General features: G+C 58.5%; 17 protein-coding genes and 2 tRNA genes. 10 read left to right on the top strand and 9 right to left on the bottom strand.

Annotated elements, in window-relative coordinates; all coding sequences use genetic code 11:
* Window positions 1-37 precede the first annotated feature (37 nt).
* Together PH552_RS22610 and PH552_RS22605 are read right to left on the bottom strand one after the other, a co-directional pair.
* Entirely contained in the window at window positions 38-946 is a 909-nt protein-coding gene (locus PH552_RS22610) for an MBL fold metallo-hydrolase (protein WP_112341238.1), read from the bottom strand.
* Window positions 943-1,245 (bottom strand): cupin domain-containing protein, encoded by a 303-nt coding sequence (locus tag PH552_RS22605; protein WP_112341239.1) that lies wholly within the window; start codon window positions 1,243-1,245, stop codon window positions 943-945. Before PH552_RS22605 ends, PH552_RS22610 begins: the two co-directional genes overlap by 4 nt.
* A 158-nt stretch (window positions 1,246-1,403) precedes the next feature.
* Here PH552_RS22605 and PH552_RS22600 point away from each other — a divergent pair.
* Window positions 1,404-1,478, top strand: a tRNA-Gln gene (locus PH552_RS22600).
* Between the two features lie 38 nt (window positions 1,479-1,516).
* On the opposite strand, the gene PH552_RS22595 is transcribed toward PH552_RS22600, so the two are convergent.
* The 3 genes from PH552_RS22595 to PH552_RS22585 all read right to left on the bottom strand — a co-directional run bounded on the left by PH552_RS22595 (window position 1,517) and on the right by PH552_RS22585 (window position 4,058).
* Window positions 1,517-2,704, bottom strand: coding sequence for an integrase core domain-containing protein (locus tag PH552_RS22595; RefSeq protein ID WP_483315501.1), 1,188 nt, complete (start codon window positions 2,702-2,704; stop codon window positions 1,517-1,519).
* 219 nt (window positions 2,705-2,923) lie between these two features.
* Window positions 2,924-3,682, bottom strand: a complete 759-nt coding sequence (locus tag PH552_RS22590) for a DUF4393 domain-containing protein (RefSeq protein WP_112340249.1) — start codon at window positions 3,680-3,682, stop codon at window positions 2,924-2,926.
* Window positions 3,683-3,755: 73 nt separating this feature from the next.
* Complete coding sequence (locus PH552_RS22585) at window positions 3,756-4,058, bottom strand: hypothetical protein (RefSeq protein WP_113250057.1); 303 nt, start codon at window positions 4,056-4,058, stop codon at window positions 3,756-3,758.
* A gap of 138 nt (window positions 4,059-4,196) precedes the next feature.
* Between PH552_RS22585 and PH552_RS22580 the strand changes: the two genes are divergently transcribed.
* From PH552_RS22580 to PH552_RS22570, 3 genes are all read left to right on the top strand, one after another.
* Window positions 4,197-4,790 carry a hypothetical protein gene (locus PH552_RS22580; RefSeq protein WP_112340251.1) on the top strand — a complete coding sequence of 198 codons (594 nt, stop codon included), beginning with the start codon at window positions 4,197-4,199 and terminating at the stop codon, window positions 4,788-4,790.
* Window positions 4,791-4,980: 190 nt separating this feature from the next.
* Window positions 4,981-6,054, top strand: coding sequence for a glycosyltransferase (locus PH552_RS22575; RefSeq protein ID WP_112340252.1), 1,074 nt, complete (start codon window positions 4,981-4,983; stop codon window positions 6,052-6,054).
* Window positions 6,054-7,757 (top strand): hypothetical protein, encoded by a 1,704-nt coding sequence (locus tag PH552_RS22570; RefSeq protein WP_432421977.1) that lies wholly within the window; start codon window positions 6,054-6,056, stop codon window positions 7,755-7,757. The genes PH552_RS22575 and PH552_RS22570 overlap by 1 nt, the downstream gene beginning before the upstream one ends.
* A 171-nt stretch (window positions 7,758-7,928) precedes the next feature.
* On the opposite strand, the gene PH552_RS22565 is transcribed toward PH552_RS22570, so the two are convergent.
* On the bottom strand, window positions 7,929-8,348 hold the full coding sequence (locus tag PH552_RS22565) for a hypothetical protein (RefSeq protein ID WP_112340253.1): 420 nt from the start codon (window positions 8,346-8,348) through the stop codon (window positions 7,929-7,931).
* A 303-nt stretch (window positions 8,349-8,651) separates the two neighbouring features.
* Here PH552_RS22565 and PH552_RS22560 point away from each other — a divergent pair.
* The 6 genes from PH552_RS22560 to PH552_RS22535 all read left to right on the top strand — a co-directional run bounded on the left by PH552_RS22560 (window position 8,652) and on the right by PH552_RS22535 (window position 11,978).
* Window positions 8,652-8,728 (top strand) — tRNA-Pro (locus PH552_RS22560).
* A 441-nt stretch (window positions 8,729-9,169) separates the two neighbouring features.
* Window positions 9,170-9,880, top strand: a complete 711-nt coding sequence (locus tag PH552_RS22555; protein WP_245430239.1) for a pentapeptide repeat-containing protein — start codon at window positions 9,170-9,172, stop codon at window positions 9,878-9,880.
* A 35-nt stretch (window positions 9,881-9,915) separates the two neighbouring features.
* Window positions 9,916-10,413, top strand: a complete 498-nt coding sequence (locus PH552_RS22550) for a GAF domain-containing protein (protein WP_112340255.1) — start codon at window positions 9,916-9,918, stop codon at window positions 10,411-10,413.
* A gap of 178 nt (window positions 10,414-10,591) precedes the next feature.
* On the top strand, window positions 10,592-11,041 hold the full coding sequence (msrB, locus tag PH552_RS22545; protein ID WP_069613810.1) for a peptide-methionine (R)-S-oxide reductase MsrB: 450 nt from the start codon (window positions 10,592-10,594) through the stop codon (window positions 11,039-11,041).
* On the top strand, window positions 11,038-11,565 hold the full coding sequence (gene msrA, locus PH552_RS22540; RefSeq protein ID WP_112340256.1) for a peptide-methionine (S)-S-oxide reductase MsrA: 528 nt from the start codon (window positions 11,038-11,040) through the stop codon (window positions 11,563-11,565). Before msrB ends, msrA begins: the two co-directional genes overlap by 4 nt.
* The gene (locus PH552_RS22535) at window positions 11,565-11,978 is read left to right on the top strand and encodes a DUF6314 family protein (RefSeq protein WP_112340257.1); all 414 of its coding nucleotides are present in this window, start codon (window positions 11,565-11,567) and stop codon (window positions 11,976-11,978) included. Before msrA ends, PH552_RS22535 begins: the two co-directional genes overlap by 1 nt.
* A gap of 6 nt (window positions 11,979-11,984) precedes the next feature.
* On the opposite strand, the gene PH552_RS22530 is transcribed toward PH552_RS22535, so the two are convergent.
* The 3 genes from PH552_RS22530 to PH552_RS22520 all read right to left on the bottom strand — a co-directional run bounded on the left by PH552_RS22530 (window position 11,985) and on the right by PH552_RS22520 (window position 15,302).
* Complete coding sequence (locus PH552_RS22530) at window positions 11,985-13,067, bottom strand: 3-deoxy-7-phosphoheptulonate synthase (RefSeq protein ID WP_181592278.1); 1,083 nt, start codon at window positions 13,065-13,067, stop codon at window positions 11,985-11,987.
* Window positions 13,068-13,448: 381 nt separating this feature from the next.
* Window positions 13,449-14,510 carry a porin gene (locus PH552_RS22525; RefSeq protein WP_112340259.1) on the bottom strand — a complete coding sequence of 354 codons (1,062 nt, stop codon included), beginning with the start codon at window positions 14,508-14,510 and terminating at the stop codon, window positions 13,449-13,451.
* Between the two features lie 426 nt (window positions 14,511-14,936).
* Complete coding sequence (locus tag PH552_RS22520; RefSeq protein WP_245430240.1) at window positions 14,937-15,302, bottom strand: hypothetical protein; 366 nt, start codon at window positions 15,300-15,302, stop codon at window positions 14,937-14,939.
* Between the last annotated feature and the right edge of the window lie 66 nt (window positions 15,303-15,368).

Genomic DNA, 15,368 nt, shown 5'->3' with positions numbered 1-15,368 from the left:
CAAACTTCTGAAATCGCCGATAGTCACCCGTCTCAGCTCAAGCCGGGCGATAGGCCCCGAAAAGCGCCGGCGGTCCATCGGTTTCCACCTGGCCTTTCTCGACCAGATCTTCCAGATGCGCCAGCACCGAAAGGGCGGCAGCTCCATGTAGGCGCGGGTCCGTATCGCGATAGATGGCCTTCACCATGTCGGGGATCAGCCGGTCCCCGGCCTTGATGCGTTCCAGCACGGCGCGCTCGCGCATCCGCCGGTGGGTCCGCAATCCTCGCATGAAGGAGGCTGGCTCCTTCACCGGCCCGCCGTGTCCGGGCAGAAACAGCCGGTCTTCCCGGGCAAGAAGCCGCTCCAGCGAAGCCATGTAATCCGCCATGGAGCCGTCAGGCGGCGCCACGATCGAGGTCGCCCAGGCCATGACGTGGTCGGCCGAGAAGACGATGCCCGTGCCCTCGAGCGCGAAGCAGGCGTGATTGGCCGTATGCCCCGGCGTTAGCAGTGCCGTCATCGTCCAACCGTCTCCGGAGACGCTTTCGCCATCACCAAGCACGATATCCGGCTGAAACTCCATGTCGGAGCTTTCGGCAAAAGGATTGACCTCGCCCTGATGGAGCGGCCGCGCGGCCCGATGCGGCCCTTCGCCGACAGTCAGCGCTCCCGTCGCCTCCTTCAGCCTTTTCGCCAGCGGCGAGTGATCGCGGTGGGTATGGCTGACGAAGATATGCGTGACCTCGCGCCCTTTGAGCGCCGCCATCAGGGCAGCGAAATGTTCGTCATTCTCCGGACCGGGATCGATGACCGCGACCGATGAGCTGCCGACGATATAGCTGTTGGTGCCGTGAAACGTGAAGGCGCTGGGATTGTTGACCGTCATCCGCTCGATGCCGGGCGCGACTGGTACGGCGCGGCCATAGGCGGGTTCGAATGCAAGGTCGAAGTCAGGCGTGCTCATGATTGCTTGTATTCGATTTCGATGAATGACATCGGCTCGGAGCCGGCATTGACGACATTGTGTTCGACGCCGGCCTCGCGTCGATAGGCGGCGCCCTTGGCGATATCGACACGCCTGATGCCGCCGGGCTCCTCCAGCAGAAACTGGCAATCCGTCATCGGCACCACGACATAACCGAGACCATGAACATGATGGCCGGTATCGGCGCCGGGCTCGAAATCCCAACGCGTGATGCGGCAGACGGCATCATCGAGAAGCACGGTGGGCACGGCCGGTGGACGGGCGCGAAACTGGCTCATCGGATCTCCTCATGCACAATGCAGTGCAGCAAGACCTACCATAGCCGCCCGAAAAGCACACAGAAATATGCGTCCGCGCATCACTTAGTCATTGTAGCGCGATGCGACCTTTGCTAATCAGACGCCGATTTGGCTGGTATGACAGCCATTTCCTCTGTTGGGGCGTCGCCAAGCGGTAAGGCACCGGTTTTTGGTACCGGCATTCCCAGGTTCGAATCCTGGCGCCCCAGCCAAGCAATTATGGGTCCGTTCTGGACACATAGGTTACGGTTTATTCCTGAGACATAGGTAACACCTTTGGGCCGAAGGGGTTCGGCAGTGGTTCGAGCCTGCATGTCTCGTCATCGAAATATCCCAGATCGTAATCCATGAAGCTTGCGAGCCAGATATGGTCTTCGACCTGTTTGATTCCAACGGCCTGTCCGGCAAAAACCAGACTGAAATTGATCTTCTTTCGTTTGTAACAGATGCGGCCGCATGTTGTGACGGTCACGGTCTGGTCGTGGAACGGATAGTCGAGCTCCGGCAGGCCGTGATAAGGTCGTGATGAAGCGTGGTAGCGCTCTGCCGGGCAAGCCATATTGAGGGCCTGGTGTGGCCGCTCGGTGTTAAATTCTTCGACGAAGTCGTCAAAGCGGGCCTGCTGCTGCAGGAAATTGGCGCCGGCCGGCTTGGTGGTTTCCAGCTTGAGTGTGAGATGCATGCGTTCGTGGCGGCCGTTCTGCTGCGGATTGCCTGGCTTGATGCGTTCGATGTCGATACCGAGCCGGAGCCACCAGACCGCCAGTCGCGACAGATTGAACAAGCCGTTGGGACTGGCGAAGGGGACGCCATTGTCGGTTCTGATCGCTCCGGGCAGGCCGAACTCCTTGAAGACGCTCTCGAACACGGTGAAGGCGTAAACTTCCTTCGTCGTGTGCAGCGCTTCGCAAGCCAGGAGATAGCGGCTAGCGAAGTCGGTGATCGTCAAGGGATAGCAGTAGCGCTTGTCGGCGAGCATGAACTCGCCCTTGTAATCGGCGCACCACAGGTCGTTGGCCTGGCGGGGTTGGGAGAGCGGCGTGCCTTCCGCCCTGTTGCGCCGTCGCTTGCGGTGCTGGACCAGCCCGTTGCGGTCGAGCACCGCATGCACGGTCGAGATCGCCGGCGTTTGCACGTCCGGATAAAGCCGCGCCAGTCGTTCCCTGATCTTCGGTGCGCCCCAGTTCGGCTTCTCCTGCTTGGCACGCACAATCAGCTTCTCGATTTGGAAAGGAAGCTGATTGGCGTGCCGGTAGGGACGCCGCGAGCGATCCGTCAGTCCTTCCAGCCCGCAGGCATTATAGCGGCTGATGATCTTGTGGCCGGTCTTGCGGGAGATGCCGAACTCGCGGCATAGCGCCGCGATCTTCTCGCCATCCAGAACCCGCGCAACGAATTTGAGACGCTCGTCCATGCGGTTACACTCCTGCCAAGGCACCTTCGCTCTCCTCGCAAAGGCCAAAAGTGTAACCCATGTCTCCGGTATGAACTGTCACCCTTCTCTCGGGAAGGACATATTGCGCAATGAAATCAAGCGGTTAGCACATCAGAGAATTCGAAAACGGAACACTTTTTCGGTGCATAATTCCGGATCAGCGGCTGGGCGTCCCATCAGCACGCGGTTGCTTTCCTTGTTGCCGCACTCGCATCGGACTTGCTACGGGCTTACAGCCATCATGAATTTCCGCCCCACATCAGTGAACCGCAGTTCCTTAAACATACGAATGCCCGTCTGAATGCTGTTGCCGTGCTCATCTTTGTCAAAGATCGGCTCTTGATTTGTGGCGTCATAGAATGCGGTGACACCCAGTGCATACAAGTGTTGCCCGTAAAACTCGATATTCTCCGGGAAGACGAGACCGTCGCGCGGTATCTCATCAATCTCCATCGCGACGGGACCAAAGCGGTTCGATTTCCGGTCGTAGTCTTGAGTGAATTGCTGGCGGAAAGAACGCCCCTCCCTCTTCTGAAGCGCCCACATGGCATTGAGCAAGGCCGCTTCGTCCGGCGATAGCTGCTTTATGATCTGCGAAAAGGCGGGGTGCGCATCATGAGCGCGCGTCTGATCCATGCTCGTGCTTAAAAGCTGCGAGAACATTTCAGATATCGGGCTGTCCTCTGGTTCATACCGTATGCCTTCAAGGATCGGCCCTAAGATCTGCGGGGGAGGAGGAAGCCGGTTATCTTCCGCAACGCGACCAACAGACTTGTCGAGGAAAGGGCGGAGCTTATCTTGTAGCGCCGCCGCGATCTGAAACGGCGCAAAGACAAGCCGAATGGTTTTCGCGATATCTTCCGCAAGCATTCCAATTTGCCGGGCGGCGGGCTTTGCTAGGTCGTCGTAGGTATCTCTAACTGGGATTTGCTTAGCAACTTCAATGGCTATCGCTGTCGCAAGGTCTATCTCTTCTGCCATCGCCGTCTATCCTGATTCGCGGATGAAGCTACTGTAGCAATAAGCCCGTCTATCTTCACCGGCGAGATCATGTTCATGCCTCCCGCTGGAACTTCGGTTTCCAGCCACGCACTAGGCCGTTACCTATGAGCAGGGAGGCTGTCTCAAGCTGATCATGAAGGAAGGCGGCATCGGCGATCACACTGCGCAGCGCAGCCAGGGCATCCCCGCCGTGAGCATCGAGAATGGCTTGTACGAAGTCTTCTTGGCCGGATGTTATTTCGATGCGCTGGGCCGTTGGTATAGGGGCACTCCTGAGGATAGAATAAGTTCCTATTTTGTTCTCGTTGCCGGGCGAGTCAAGCCCGTCGCATAAAAGTCGTTTGATAGCCGCCATTTGCTCGCGCCATCATCCAAAATCGCAGATGGAGGTGATTCGATGAAGCAAAATTACAGTCTAAAGCATGAACCATTTGCTTTGAAAATGTGAGCGGCGATACCCTTGCAGACGCGCGTAAATCGAACGAAGGATGCCATGGAAAATAGCCAAGATAACAAGGGTCAACGCGTGAACAGAGTTATTCCACTGATATCACTCATACTTATCCCGTTCTTGACGATATTTTTTTCTCACTTCCTTGAGACAGGTAAAGATGACTTCGAACGCTTTCGATATGCTAGCGAAATATTATCAAATGACAAATCTACGACAGAGTTGAAGAATTGGGCGTTGTCCGAGGTATTATCTTATATGGAGAAAAATAACTCCCCTAAGGCAGACATGGATGCCGAGAAGGCAAAGCTATATGCATTAATTGTTGGCCCTATCTTAAACAAAAATAAGGGGATGTATTGCTATAATATTAGCTCTGCGCTTGATCAGATGAAAACCGAAAATCCCAATTTAGCGAATAAGCGAAAAGATTTCATAGATACAGTAAAGTTAGATAATATTAACGTTAAGCAGTCGGACGCGTTGAGAAAATACATAAAAGATTCTATTCAACAAACCAATGATCAAGTTGATTTTGTGATTTCTTCTGTTAAATTGTCATGCGAACAGGTCGATCAAGGTATTGATGATCTAGCAAAGAGACCACCCAATCCGGACAAAAATCACGGAAGATGATGACTGTTTATCTGTTTGAGGTATGTAAACGCCCGCCGATCTCCCCTGGCGGGCATTGTGCCGTTAAGTGACTGGCTTCCTCCAAGTATTGTCTGAGAAAACTCTGCCGCGGCGATTGTTATTCCAACACTTAAATATTGTTTGACCTTTTTCCTCCATCTTGTTCGCCATCATCTCGATACAGGCGATCATGAACCACGCTTCCCAGGAACTGCTGCTTTCCATCGTTGCCCCCTGCCACAATGAGGAGGAGGGGCTCGGGGAATTTTGCCGACGGGCGGTGGCGACGGCGCGGGGGATTGCCGGTGAGGCCTTTGAGATCATCCTGGTGGATGACGGATCGACCGACGGCACCTGGGAGGTGATTGCCTCGGCCGCGGCTGAGACGCCGCAGGTGCTGGGCGTGCGCCTGATGCGCAATCACGGTCATCAGCTTGCGGCGACCGCCGGTCTTGCCGCCTCGCGCGGCGAGCGGGTGCTGTTGATCGATGCCGATCTGCAGGATCCGCCGGAACTGTTGCTGATGATGATGCCGATCATGGATCGCGACGCGGATGTCGTCTATGGCCAGCGTGTGCGCCGGCAGGGGGAGAGCTGGTTCAAGCTCGCTTCGGCTTCGCTCTTTTATCGGCTGCTGTCGCGGCTCGCCTCGGTGGCGATCCCGCGCGATGTCGGTGATTTCAGGCTGATGCGCCGCCGCGTCGTCGATATTCTGCTCGCGATGCCGGAGCGGGATCGCTTCATCCGCGGCATGGTAAGCTGGATCGGCGGCAAGCAGGTGGCACTGCCCTATGAGCGCGATGCGCGCTTTGCCGGCACGACCAAATATCCGCTGCGCAAGATGATCAATTTCGCGCTCGACGCCATCACCAGCTTCTCCACCGTACCCCTGCGCATCAGCACCTGGCTCGGCCTTGCCAGCGCCGGCTGCGCGGCCCTGCTGCTCGTCTATACGCTTATCCGCTGGTTCGCCGGCGAGACGATCGTCGGCTGGTCGAGCATCATGGCGGCAATCACGGCCTTCAGCGCCATCCAGCTCATCTGTATCGGTATCATCGGCGAATATGTCGGCCGCCTGGTGCAGGAAAACAAGCGGCGCCCAATGTTCATGATCGAAAGCCTGCTGCAGGGTGGCCGCTCGCTTGAAATCCCCAGCGACTTCTCCGATCTGGACGCAGCGGGCAAGCGGCGCGCGCTTGACCGTGCCTTGAGCGGCTCCGGCGAGATGGCTGACAATGCGGAGCAGGTGAGGGCGGTCCGCTGATGCCGCAGCCACCGGAAAATGCGGCTGTTTCCGCGACCATGCGCGAAACAGCCGATACGGATGCCGCCATCGTCAGGCAGAGGCCGGGTCTGGCGATTTCAGCCTTTCTGATTCTGGTCGCGATTTTCGTCACCGTTTTCAAATTCCCGCCGATCCTCGATTATCCCAATCATTATGCTCGCATGTGGCTGCTCGCCGGCGGCATCGACACGCCGCCATTTCATCAGATCTATGCGCTCGATTGGAACAGGACCTTCACCAATGTCGGCATCGATCTCGCCGCCTATTGGCTGGGGCCGCTGATCGGCGTTTCGCTGCTGGCGCGCAGCCTTCTTTTCCTGGCGATCGTTCTGCCGCCGCTCGGCGCGATCGCCCTGCACCGGCGCCTGCATGGCGGCGGCTATTATTGGCAGATCGGCATATTATATTTCGCCTGGTGCGCGACGCTGATCGGCGGCTTCATCAATTTCCAGATCGGACTCGGCATGGCGCTGCTTTTCGCAAACGCCGACCACGCCCTGCAATCGCGCAATCCGGCCGTGCTGTTCGTTTGGCGCCTGTTCGCCGGCCTGCTGCTGACGGTCATGCATATCTTTTCGCTGGGCTTCTACATGGCGCTCGTCTGCGGTCTCGAATTCTCGCCGACGGCGGCGGCCTTGAGATCACCCGGTACATTCCTGCGCCTGGGGGGCAGGCTTCTGATCGCGATGCTCGCCTGCACGCTGCCGGCGATCTGCCTGTTTCTCTACCAGCCCGTCTTGCCGGATGGCGGCGGCGGCCTGGATGCCTCCTGGAACGATTCACTCGTGCTGATCCTGGCCAACCTGATGTCCGCGCTGTGGAGCTATGCGCTGCTGGCCGACATGCTGCTCCTGATACCGCTGATCCTCCTCTGCACCTATGCGATGCGCACGCGCCGTCTGACTATTCATGTTGGCATGGCGATCGCCGCCGCCGGCCTGCTGCTTCTGTCCTGCATCGCGCCGCGCCACATGCTCGGCACCGGCTGGATCAGCTGGCGCTTCCCGATCATGACGGCGCTTGCGGCCATGGTGATGATCTGCCCCTTGCCGCGTCTGCCGCGCCGCCAGGCTTTGATCGTCATGCTCGTGCTCTCGACGGTCGTGCTCGGCCGAACCGCCTGGATCGGCTTCAACTGGTGGCAGGGGGATGCAGATGCGGCCGCCGTTCGGGCTGTGCTGGCGTCGGTGCCGGAAGGCGCGGCGGTCCTGCCGGTCATGCGGCAGCCGGATGGGCACGGTTTTGCGGATCATCGCTACTTCGCCTGGAATCAGGATACGTTCCGGCATCTGCCGACGCTTGCCGTCCCCTACGCCCATGCCTTCGTGCCGACGGTCTTCACTGCTAAAGGCAAGCAGCCGTTGACGGTCTTGCCGCCCTGGAGCGGCATCGCCGTACCGGAAGGCAATCTATTCTCCATAGGCCTGCTGGATTGCCCCGATGAAGTCAGGGCCGTCAGCGCCATCGCGCCCTATCTCGGCGATTGGCGGCAGCATTTCGATTTCATTCTGCTCGTCAATGCGGATGTTAGGGATCGCTTCGGCGGTGCCGTGCCGCAAGGCGTGAAGCTCGCCGCCGAAACGCCCTTTGCGAAACTCTATGCCATCGATAGGGCCTTCACGCCGGTGGCAGATGCACCACCGCGCAAAAGCTGCGCCGAGCTTGCCGCAGCACACGGATAAAGCCTCAAAACGCAGACGGGCGGCCCTCTCAGGGCCGCCCGCTGGCATCGTCTCGTGATGAAGCTTTACAGCACCGCGCGTTTCAAGACGCGCCGAGATCGCTGTAATACTTTGAAATGCTGCATAATTGTCCCTTAAATCGATTCCGGTTCAAGGAGTTATGCGGCAGCCTCAGCTTTCCGCTGCTTCTGCCTTTTCCGGCGGAGCCAGAAGCTCGGTGCAATAGGACGAGCCGTTGACACCCGGCTGGTCGCCGAGAATCTTGACCGAGCGGATCTCGTAGCTCTGGTTGGTGACGATATCGGCCTTGCAGCTGAGGGAGCGCTTGCCGGCCTTCTTGCCATCCTTGTTGACGATAGTCACGTTCTTGTAGCCGCCGCGCCAGGTGTAGACGCGGTTGCCGCCTTCGTCGCGGTCGGAGATCGGCGGGCCATAGGCCGCGAAGAAGCGGCCTGCGGATTGGCCCTGCCAGCGATCCTGAACGGGGTTCTTCGCAAGCAGCGGAAGGGCTGCCGTCGTTGTCGTCGTCGTGGTGCTGCAACCGGCGAGCGCCAGCAACAGTCCAGCCGCGGTGATCATGCGGATATTCATCGTGTCGTCCTTGAGCTTCTGTCACGCATAAGGTTGCGGAAAGGCCGCTGTCCCACGGCATTTTCCACCTGTCCCGCTTAGGGCTTTAGCGCCAAAGCCGGCAAAAGAAAATTCCCATCCGCGTGTACAAGCGGGATTTTACTTGATCTGTTGCGTCTTTTGCACGCCGGCAATTCCGTGCCTCGTTTCCTGCCGATTTTCTAGGCAGACGCAGCTGTAATTTTTTCGTCAAAAATCAAAAGGTTTTTTGAGATTGGTGCTTGTGCATCAAAAATGGCTGGTCTATAGAAGCGCCGCTGGTCACGGAGTGTAGCGCAGTCTGGTAGCGCACCACGTTCGGGACGTGGGGGTCGAGTGTTCGAATCACTCCACTCCGACCAGCTTAAAACACTGATCTTCCTCCCGAAAAAATCTCCCACAAAAATGTAATCTGAAATCTTGCCCGAAGGCCGCGTGGCTATCGTCTGATATAGACTTGCTCCTTCTGTTCCGCGACATGCGGCCTGGAGATCGGCTTGCCTGAGATCATCTTCAGCCGCCGCACGGCTGGCTTGGAGCCTGGACATGCGCCTCCGTCTGCATTGCGGCTAACATCAATCCACGCATCAGGCCTGCTTTTGTAAAACCGGCTCTTTTTGTCGCCCGAAGCACTATATACAAGGAAGAGGGACGTGCATCCGACTCGGGCAAGAGTTCGGCTGGCGGTGCTGAAGCGGAGTGACGGAATGGATCTTGTTGACGGGGCGGCCCGAGTGGCCGGGGAGAAATTTGCAGGTAAGCAAAGGCGCCGTGCCGTGGGCTCGGGCGCCATGGGGCGGAGAATGGGGATAGCTACGGGCCTCGGCGTATTGGCGCTGAGCGCGGTGTTTCTCCTCGGCCCCAGCACCAATTCGCTGCGTGCCGCCGATTGCGGGAATGTCGCAGCACCGGGCCTTGATTGGAGCGGCTGCAGCAAGACCAACATCATGCTGCCGAGCAGCGATCTGCATGGCGCCAATCTCGCGGGCGCCCATTTCGACAGCACCGATCTGAGCGATGCCAACCTGACTTCCGCCAATCTCGAAAAGGCGACGCTGGTGCGCGCCTGGCTGAAGAATGCCAAGGCCGACGGCGCGAACTTCGCGAAGATCGAAGCCTATCGCTCCGATTTCACCAACGCCTCCGCCAGTGGCGCTTCCTTTGCCAATGCCGAATTGCAGCGAGCCGAATTTGCCGGTGCGCAGCTCAACAATGCCGATTTTCAGAAGGCCGAGCTCGGACGCGCCGATTTCGACAAGGCTGTGCTGACGGGCGCGAATTTCTCTTTCGCCAATCTATCCCGGGCGACGCTGAACGGCGCCGTGATTGATGGCGCGACCTCCTTCAGCGGAGCCTTCATGTATCTCACCCGCGTTGAGGGGCTCGATCTGTCGAAGGCAAGCGGCTTGCAGCAGGCGCAGATCAATCTGGCCTGCGGGAACAATACGACCATATTGCCCTCATGGCTGAAGGCGCCGTCCAGCTGGCCTTGCCCGCCGGACGAGAAGGACTGACATTTCTCCAAACGGCATCTTCGAAAGGCCAGTTCATGTTCGTGGAAAAAGCGATCCGAAACGACAGCAAGACCGAATTCTATCGCGAGCTTGCCGATCAGCTGAAGGCTTTGCTGGATGGCGAGCAGGATCCGATCGCCAACGCCGCCAATACTTCCGCGCTGATCTTCCAGATGCTGCCGGATCTCAACTGGGCGGGATTTTATTTTCTGCAGCGGGAAGACGAGCTGGTGCTCGGGCCGTTCCAGGGCAAGCCGGCTTGCGTGCGCATTGCGGTCGGCCGCGGCGTCTGCGGGACGGCGCTCGAAAGGGCGCAGTCGATCCTCGTCGAGGATGTGCACGCCTTTCCCGGTCACATCGCCTGCGATGCGGCCTCGCGATCGGAGCTGGTCGTGCCGCTCTTCCGCCATGGAAAAGTCTTCGGCGTCATCGACCTCGACAGCCCGCTTCCAGGCCGTTTCGACAGTGACGATCAGGCTGGCATCGAGGCGCTGGCTGCAATTTATGTCGCTTCATGCAAGGGGAATGGCTGAGGCCGGGAAAGGCCGAACGTCACGCCGTCGTGATCGATATGGCAAATCGCTCATGCGATGCCTATATTGGCTCTGCAAACACTCCCTTAGCGCTGATCGAGCTTCATCCGGCCTTCTCGCGTCCCCTAGAGGACCCGGCCCAGCTCGGAATGCGTGCCGAGGGACATGGAGAACAACAATGGGCAAATACAGCAAGACGGCAGAGGCCATCGCCAAGCTTACCCCTGAACAATATCGCGTGACGCAGCAGAGCGGCACGGAACGTCCCGGCTCCGGTGAATATCTCTATAACAAGCAGCCGGGTATCTATGTCGATATCGTCTCCGGCGAGCCGCTTTTTGCCTCTGCGGACAAGTTCGATTCCGGCTGCGGCTGGCCGAGCTTTACCAAGCCGATCGAACCCGCCAATGTCAGCGAATTGACCGACATGTCGCATGGCATGGTGCGCGTCGAAGTGCGCTCGGCCAATGGTGACAGCCATCTGGGTCATGTTTTCCCGGATGGACCGATCGACCGCGGCGGCCTGCGCTACTGCATCAATTCGGCTTCCCTCCGCTTCGTGCCGCGTGACCGCATGGAGGCAGAGGGCTATGGTGCCTATATCGATCAAGTGGAGGATGTAAGATGACAACGGAACGTGCAGTTCTCGCCGGCGGTTGCTTCTGGGGCATGCAGGATCTTATCCGCCGTTACAATGGCGTCATCTCGACGCGCGTCGGCTATAGCGGCGGCGATGTTCCTAATGCCACCTACCGCAACCACGGCACCCATGCCGAGGCGATCGAGATCATCTTCGATCCGCAGAAGATCAGCTATCGCGATCTGCTGGAATTCTTCTTCCAGATCCACGATCCGTCCACGCGCAACCGCCAGGGCAACGATGTCGGCTTGAGCTATCGCTCGGCGATCTTCTACACCAGCGAAGAACAGAAGCAGGTCGCGCTCGATACGATCGCCGATGTCGACGCTTCCGGCCTGTGGCCTGGCAAGGTCGTCACCGAGGTCGCGCCGGCCGGCGATTTCTGGCAGGCAGAGCCGGAGCACCAGGATTATCTGGAGCGCTATCCGAACGGCTATACGTGCCATTTCGTCCGGCCGGGCTGGAAGTTGCCGCGCCGGCAGGCTGACGCAGCGCAGCGCGCGGCCTCCTGATGGAAGGATCGGCCGGCATCGGCCGGCTGAACCTCTATCTCGGCACATGGGAGGTGAAGCGGCGGATCATCGACCGCTTCAATCGCTCCGTGATTACATTCGAGGGGCAGGCGTTCGTGACGCCTGTCCAGTTCGAGGAACATGGCGATACGCGAAGCGAGCACGCGACGCTGAGAAGCAGCCGCACCTATCGGCTCGATGACGCGCACGACGATCTCGTCGTGCGTTTTCCCAATCTTTCGGAATTCATTCGCCTCGGTGAGGGTGCGTCACAACGCGTCATTCATCTTTGCGGTCCCGATCTTTATCGAGGCCGTTTCTTCTTTCGGACATCCGATGCCTGGGCGGAGATGTGGCATGTGCGCGGGCCCAGAAAAAACTATCTGAGCCTCGCACACTATTGCCGTGTTTGAGCCGAGTTAACGTACCCGTCGCCGTGCCTGAACGGCCTTTGCCAGATCTTCCAGCGTGCGCACCGAACTCGGCCAGTCGATGCAGCCATCGGTGATGCTCTGGCCATAGACCAGGGGCTTGCCCGGCACGAGGTCCTGGCGGCCGGCAACGAGATTGCTCTCCATCATCATGCCTTTGATCCGCCGGTCGCCGGCTGCGACCTGTTCCGCGACTGACGTGACGACGAGCGGCTGGTTTTCCGGGTTCTTGCTGCTGTTGGCATGGCTTGCATCGATGATGATGCGCGGCTCGAGCCCGACCTTGAGGGATTGCTCCGCCGTCGACTGCACGCTGGCTGCGTCATAATTGGGCTCTTTGCCGCCACGCAGGATGATGTGGCAATCCTCATTGCCGCGCGTCGAGGCGATCGCCGCCAGGCCTTCCTTGGTCACCGCCGGGAAGTGATGCGGTTGCGATGCCGCGACGATCGCGTCGAGCGCGATTCGCACATCACCATTCGTGCCGTTCTTGAAGCCGACGGGGCAGGAGAGGCCTGATGCCAGCTGCCGGTGCACCTGGCTTTCCGTCGTCCTTGCGCCGATCGCACCCCAACTCACCAGGTCGGAAATATATTGCGGCGTGATCGTATCGAGATATTCGCAGCCTGCCGGCAGGCCGATCTCATTGACGTCGAACAGCAGCTTGCGGGCGATGCGCAGCCCTTCCTCGATGCGGTAGCTGCCGTCGAGATGCGGGTCGTTGATCAGGCCCTTCCATCCCACTGTGGTGCGCGGCTTCTCGAAATAGACGCGCATGATGATTTCGAGATCATCGGCAAAGCGATCCCGTTGTTCCTTCAGCCGCGCGGCATAATCGAGCGCTGCGACCGGATCATGAATGGAGCAGGGGCCGATGACGACGATCAGCCGGTCGTCTTCGTCGCGCAGGATGTTGTGGACGGCGTTGCGCGCCCCGGTGACGGTCGCCGTCACCGCCTCGTCGCGGGGGATTTCGTCAATGATCCGAGAGGGCGGCGTCAGCGCCGTGATCTCGACAATGCGCAAGTCATCAGTGGAATTCAACACGGTATCGGTTCCTTTAAGGGTCATACCGTAGCGACAAAAAAGCCGCCAGGTAGACTAGCGGCTGTTCGGGTCTTTGCTGTCGTGTCTTTTCTAACTACGCACAGGCCCGCCTCCGCTGAGAGCAGCGGTACGAATAAAATCGCGAGGCATATGCATGGGCGAACGACATGGGATGTCTCTACGACAAAAAATGCTGGATGTCGATGCGTTGATGATAGGGAAATCCGGGCAATTGGCAGCGCGGTTATTCGCTCGGCAATCGATGCGCCCGCGCATGGCGGCCGACGCACGCCATCCGCAAATGAATCGACCCCTTCTCGGGAAGACCGGCCCGACTTCGCTGGAAGTCGGACCGGTCCCCATCCGATCAGGGGTCAAGTCAGATCAGATCTCAGTAAAGTGGTATTAGAAGCTACGCTGGAAGCGCAGGACACCAGCCCACTGGTCCTGATTGATGGAGTCCCAGTTGGTGTAGGAAACTTCCGGGGTGATCTGGAGGTTCTTGACCGGGTTCCAGCGGACGTTTGCGGTTGCCGCGAAGATCTTCGAGTCGGTGTAGGCAACCTGAGCGTTAGCCTGCAGCTTTTCGTTGATCGGAACGGTGACGCCGCCCCAGACAGCCCAGTCGCCCCAGCCGATACCCTTGGCAGCGCCGCCGCCGTTGGCGTTTGCGTACTTGTTCAGCTTGTCGCCGTCGGTGTTCCAGCCGCCCATCACGAAGGCCTTGAGGACGCCGAAGTCGGCATCGACGCGAGCCTTGATGGCGCCTTCTTCGACGATCGAGTCATAACCGCCGACGATCTTGAAGCCGAAGTTGCCAGCCTTGTAACCAGCACCGGCAACGACGTCCGGAGCATAGTGGTCGGAGCTGTCTTCGCCGTTGACGCCCGTAGCGCCCGAACCGGAGTTCGTGTCTTCAACCGAGATCACAGCCGTGAAGCCGTTGCCCGCGTCGTAGTTGTAGGTCAACTGGTTGAGTTCGTACGGACCGTCATTGACCACGTCGTCGTTGATGACGTTGCCGGCGTAACCGATGTACGAGTTGTACTGGGAGTCAGCCTTACCGACGAGGAAGCCGCCGAGGCTGATGTTTGCGAACAGCAGCTTCGTGGTGGTCGCGCCGCCTTCCTGCCAGTCCCAACGGATGACCGTGTTGGTCTTCAGCGGGCCGTATTCGGTGTCGGTCGCAGTGTCGAGGCTCAGATGAGCGCGCGTGTGCCACAGCGTGCCGTTCCGGCTGGTCGGGTTGTAGGCATCGTACCACTTGCCTTCGGTACGGACATAGCCGCCGATCTTGAGGCAGGTTTCCGTGCCCGGAATGAAGAAGTAGCCAGCGCCATATGCGTCGCAGATGCGGACATATTCGAGCGGTTCCGGCTCAGCAGCAACGATAGCGTCAGCCGCGTGAGCGCCAGAAACTGCTGCCAGAGCAGCAGCGGAGCCGAGAAGAAGGCTCTTGATGTTCATAAAAACTCCAATCCAATATAGATTGGGCATAGGCTATCGCGCCGAAAAATCGACGTGCCTTTCCCTATCCCTGTTTAAAAACCCCGACTCGGGAGAAACGGGCCCCACCCGCTTCTGGTCCTTATTAGAGACGAATTCCTATAAAGTTATATGATATATTTTTCTCAAAATGCCTTTTCCGTGGTTTTTAAATTTCAGTTGCAGGAAAGCCACATTTGCAAATGCAGATAGTAAGTAACGCATAATATTGGCTGCGTAATAATCATTTCGAGGTACGAAATGGCCGCCATCGTGATTTCAGTCTTCTTGCGGATACTATGAGATGAGATCGGACGGCAGCGGCTAGTGGCCATTTTGCGTTTTGGCCGCGGCAATTATACTCGACCAGCAGCAGAAAGTGCTCCGTCGAAAGAACCGTTGGTTGTTTCAGGAGGATGCAGGCCGCTTCGAGGCGGAAACGATCAGCCTGCTGAGTGCAGAGCCGATCATGATGCCCCAGAGCCCGCTGGTCATCCCGACGATGATATCGAATGTCGAGCCATAGTTGCCGTCTGCCACGAAATGCGACACGGAAAGCGCAAGCACGCTGCCGATCATCAGAAGGCATGTGAAGGAGGGGGATTGCGGGTAGGCGAGGCGGGCAAGCATGCCCGCTATGCAGAGAGCGCCGGCACGAAAGATATCGAACGGATTGCCAAATGCGGCCTGCCAATTGAAATGCGCAAGCGTTACGCCGATGAGCGCCGCTATGTAGGTCCAGGCAATAGTTTTCAAAAACCGGTCTGATATCATGGGGATATCATATAGCAGCAGCGTATATGAACGCCAGTCTCGTGCCGTTCGGCCGATTGTCCGAGT

Source organism: Rhizobium aureum, assembly GCF_030182495.1.
GTDB classification, from domain to species: domain Bacteria; phylum Pseudomonadota; class Alphaproteobacteria; order Rhizobiales; family Rhizobiaceae; genus Rhizobium; species Rhizobium tropici_C.
Note: the sequence above shows the minus strand (reverse complement) of the source record. Positions and strands in the feature narration are given on the sequence as shown.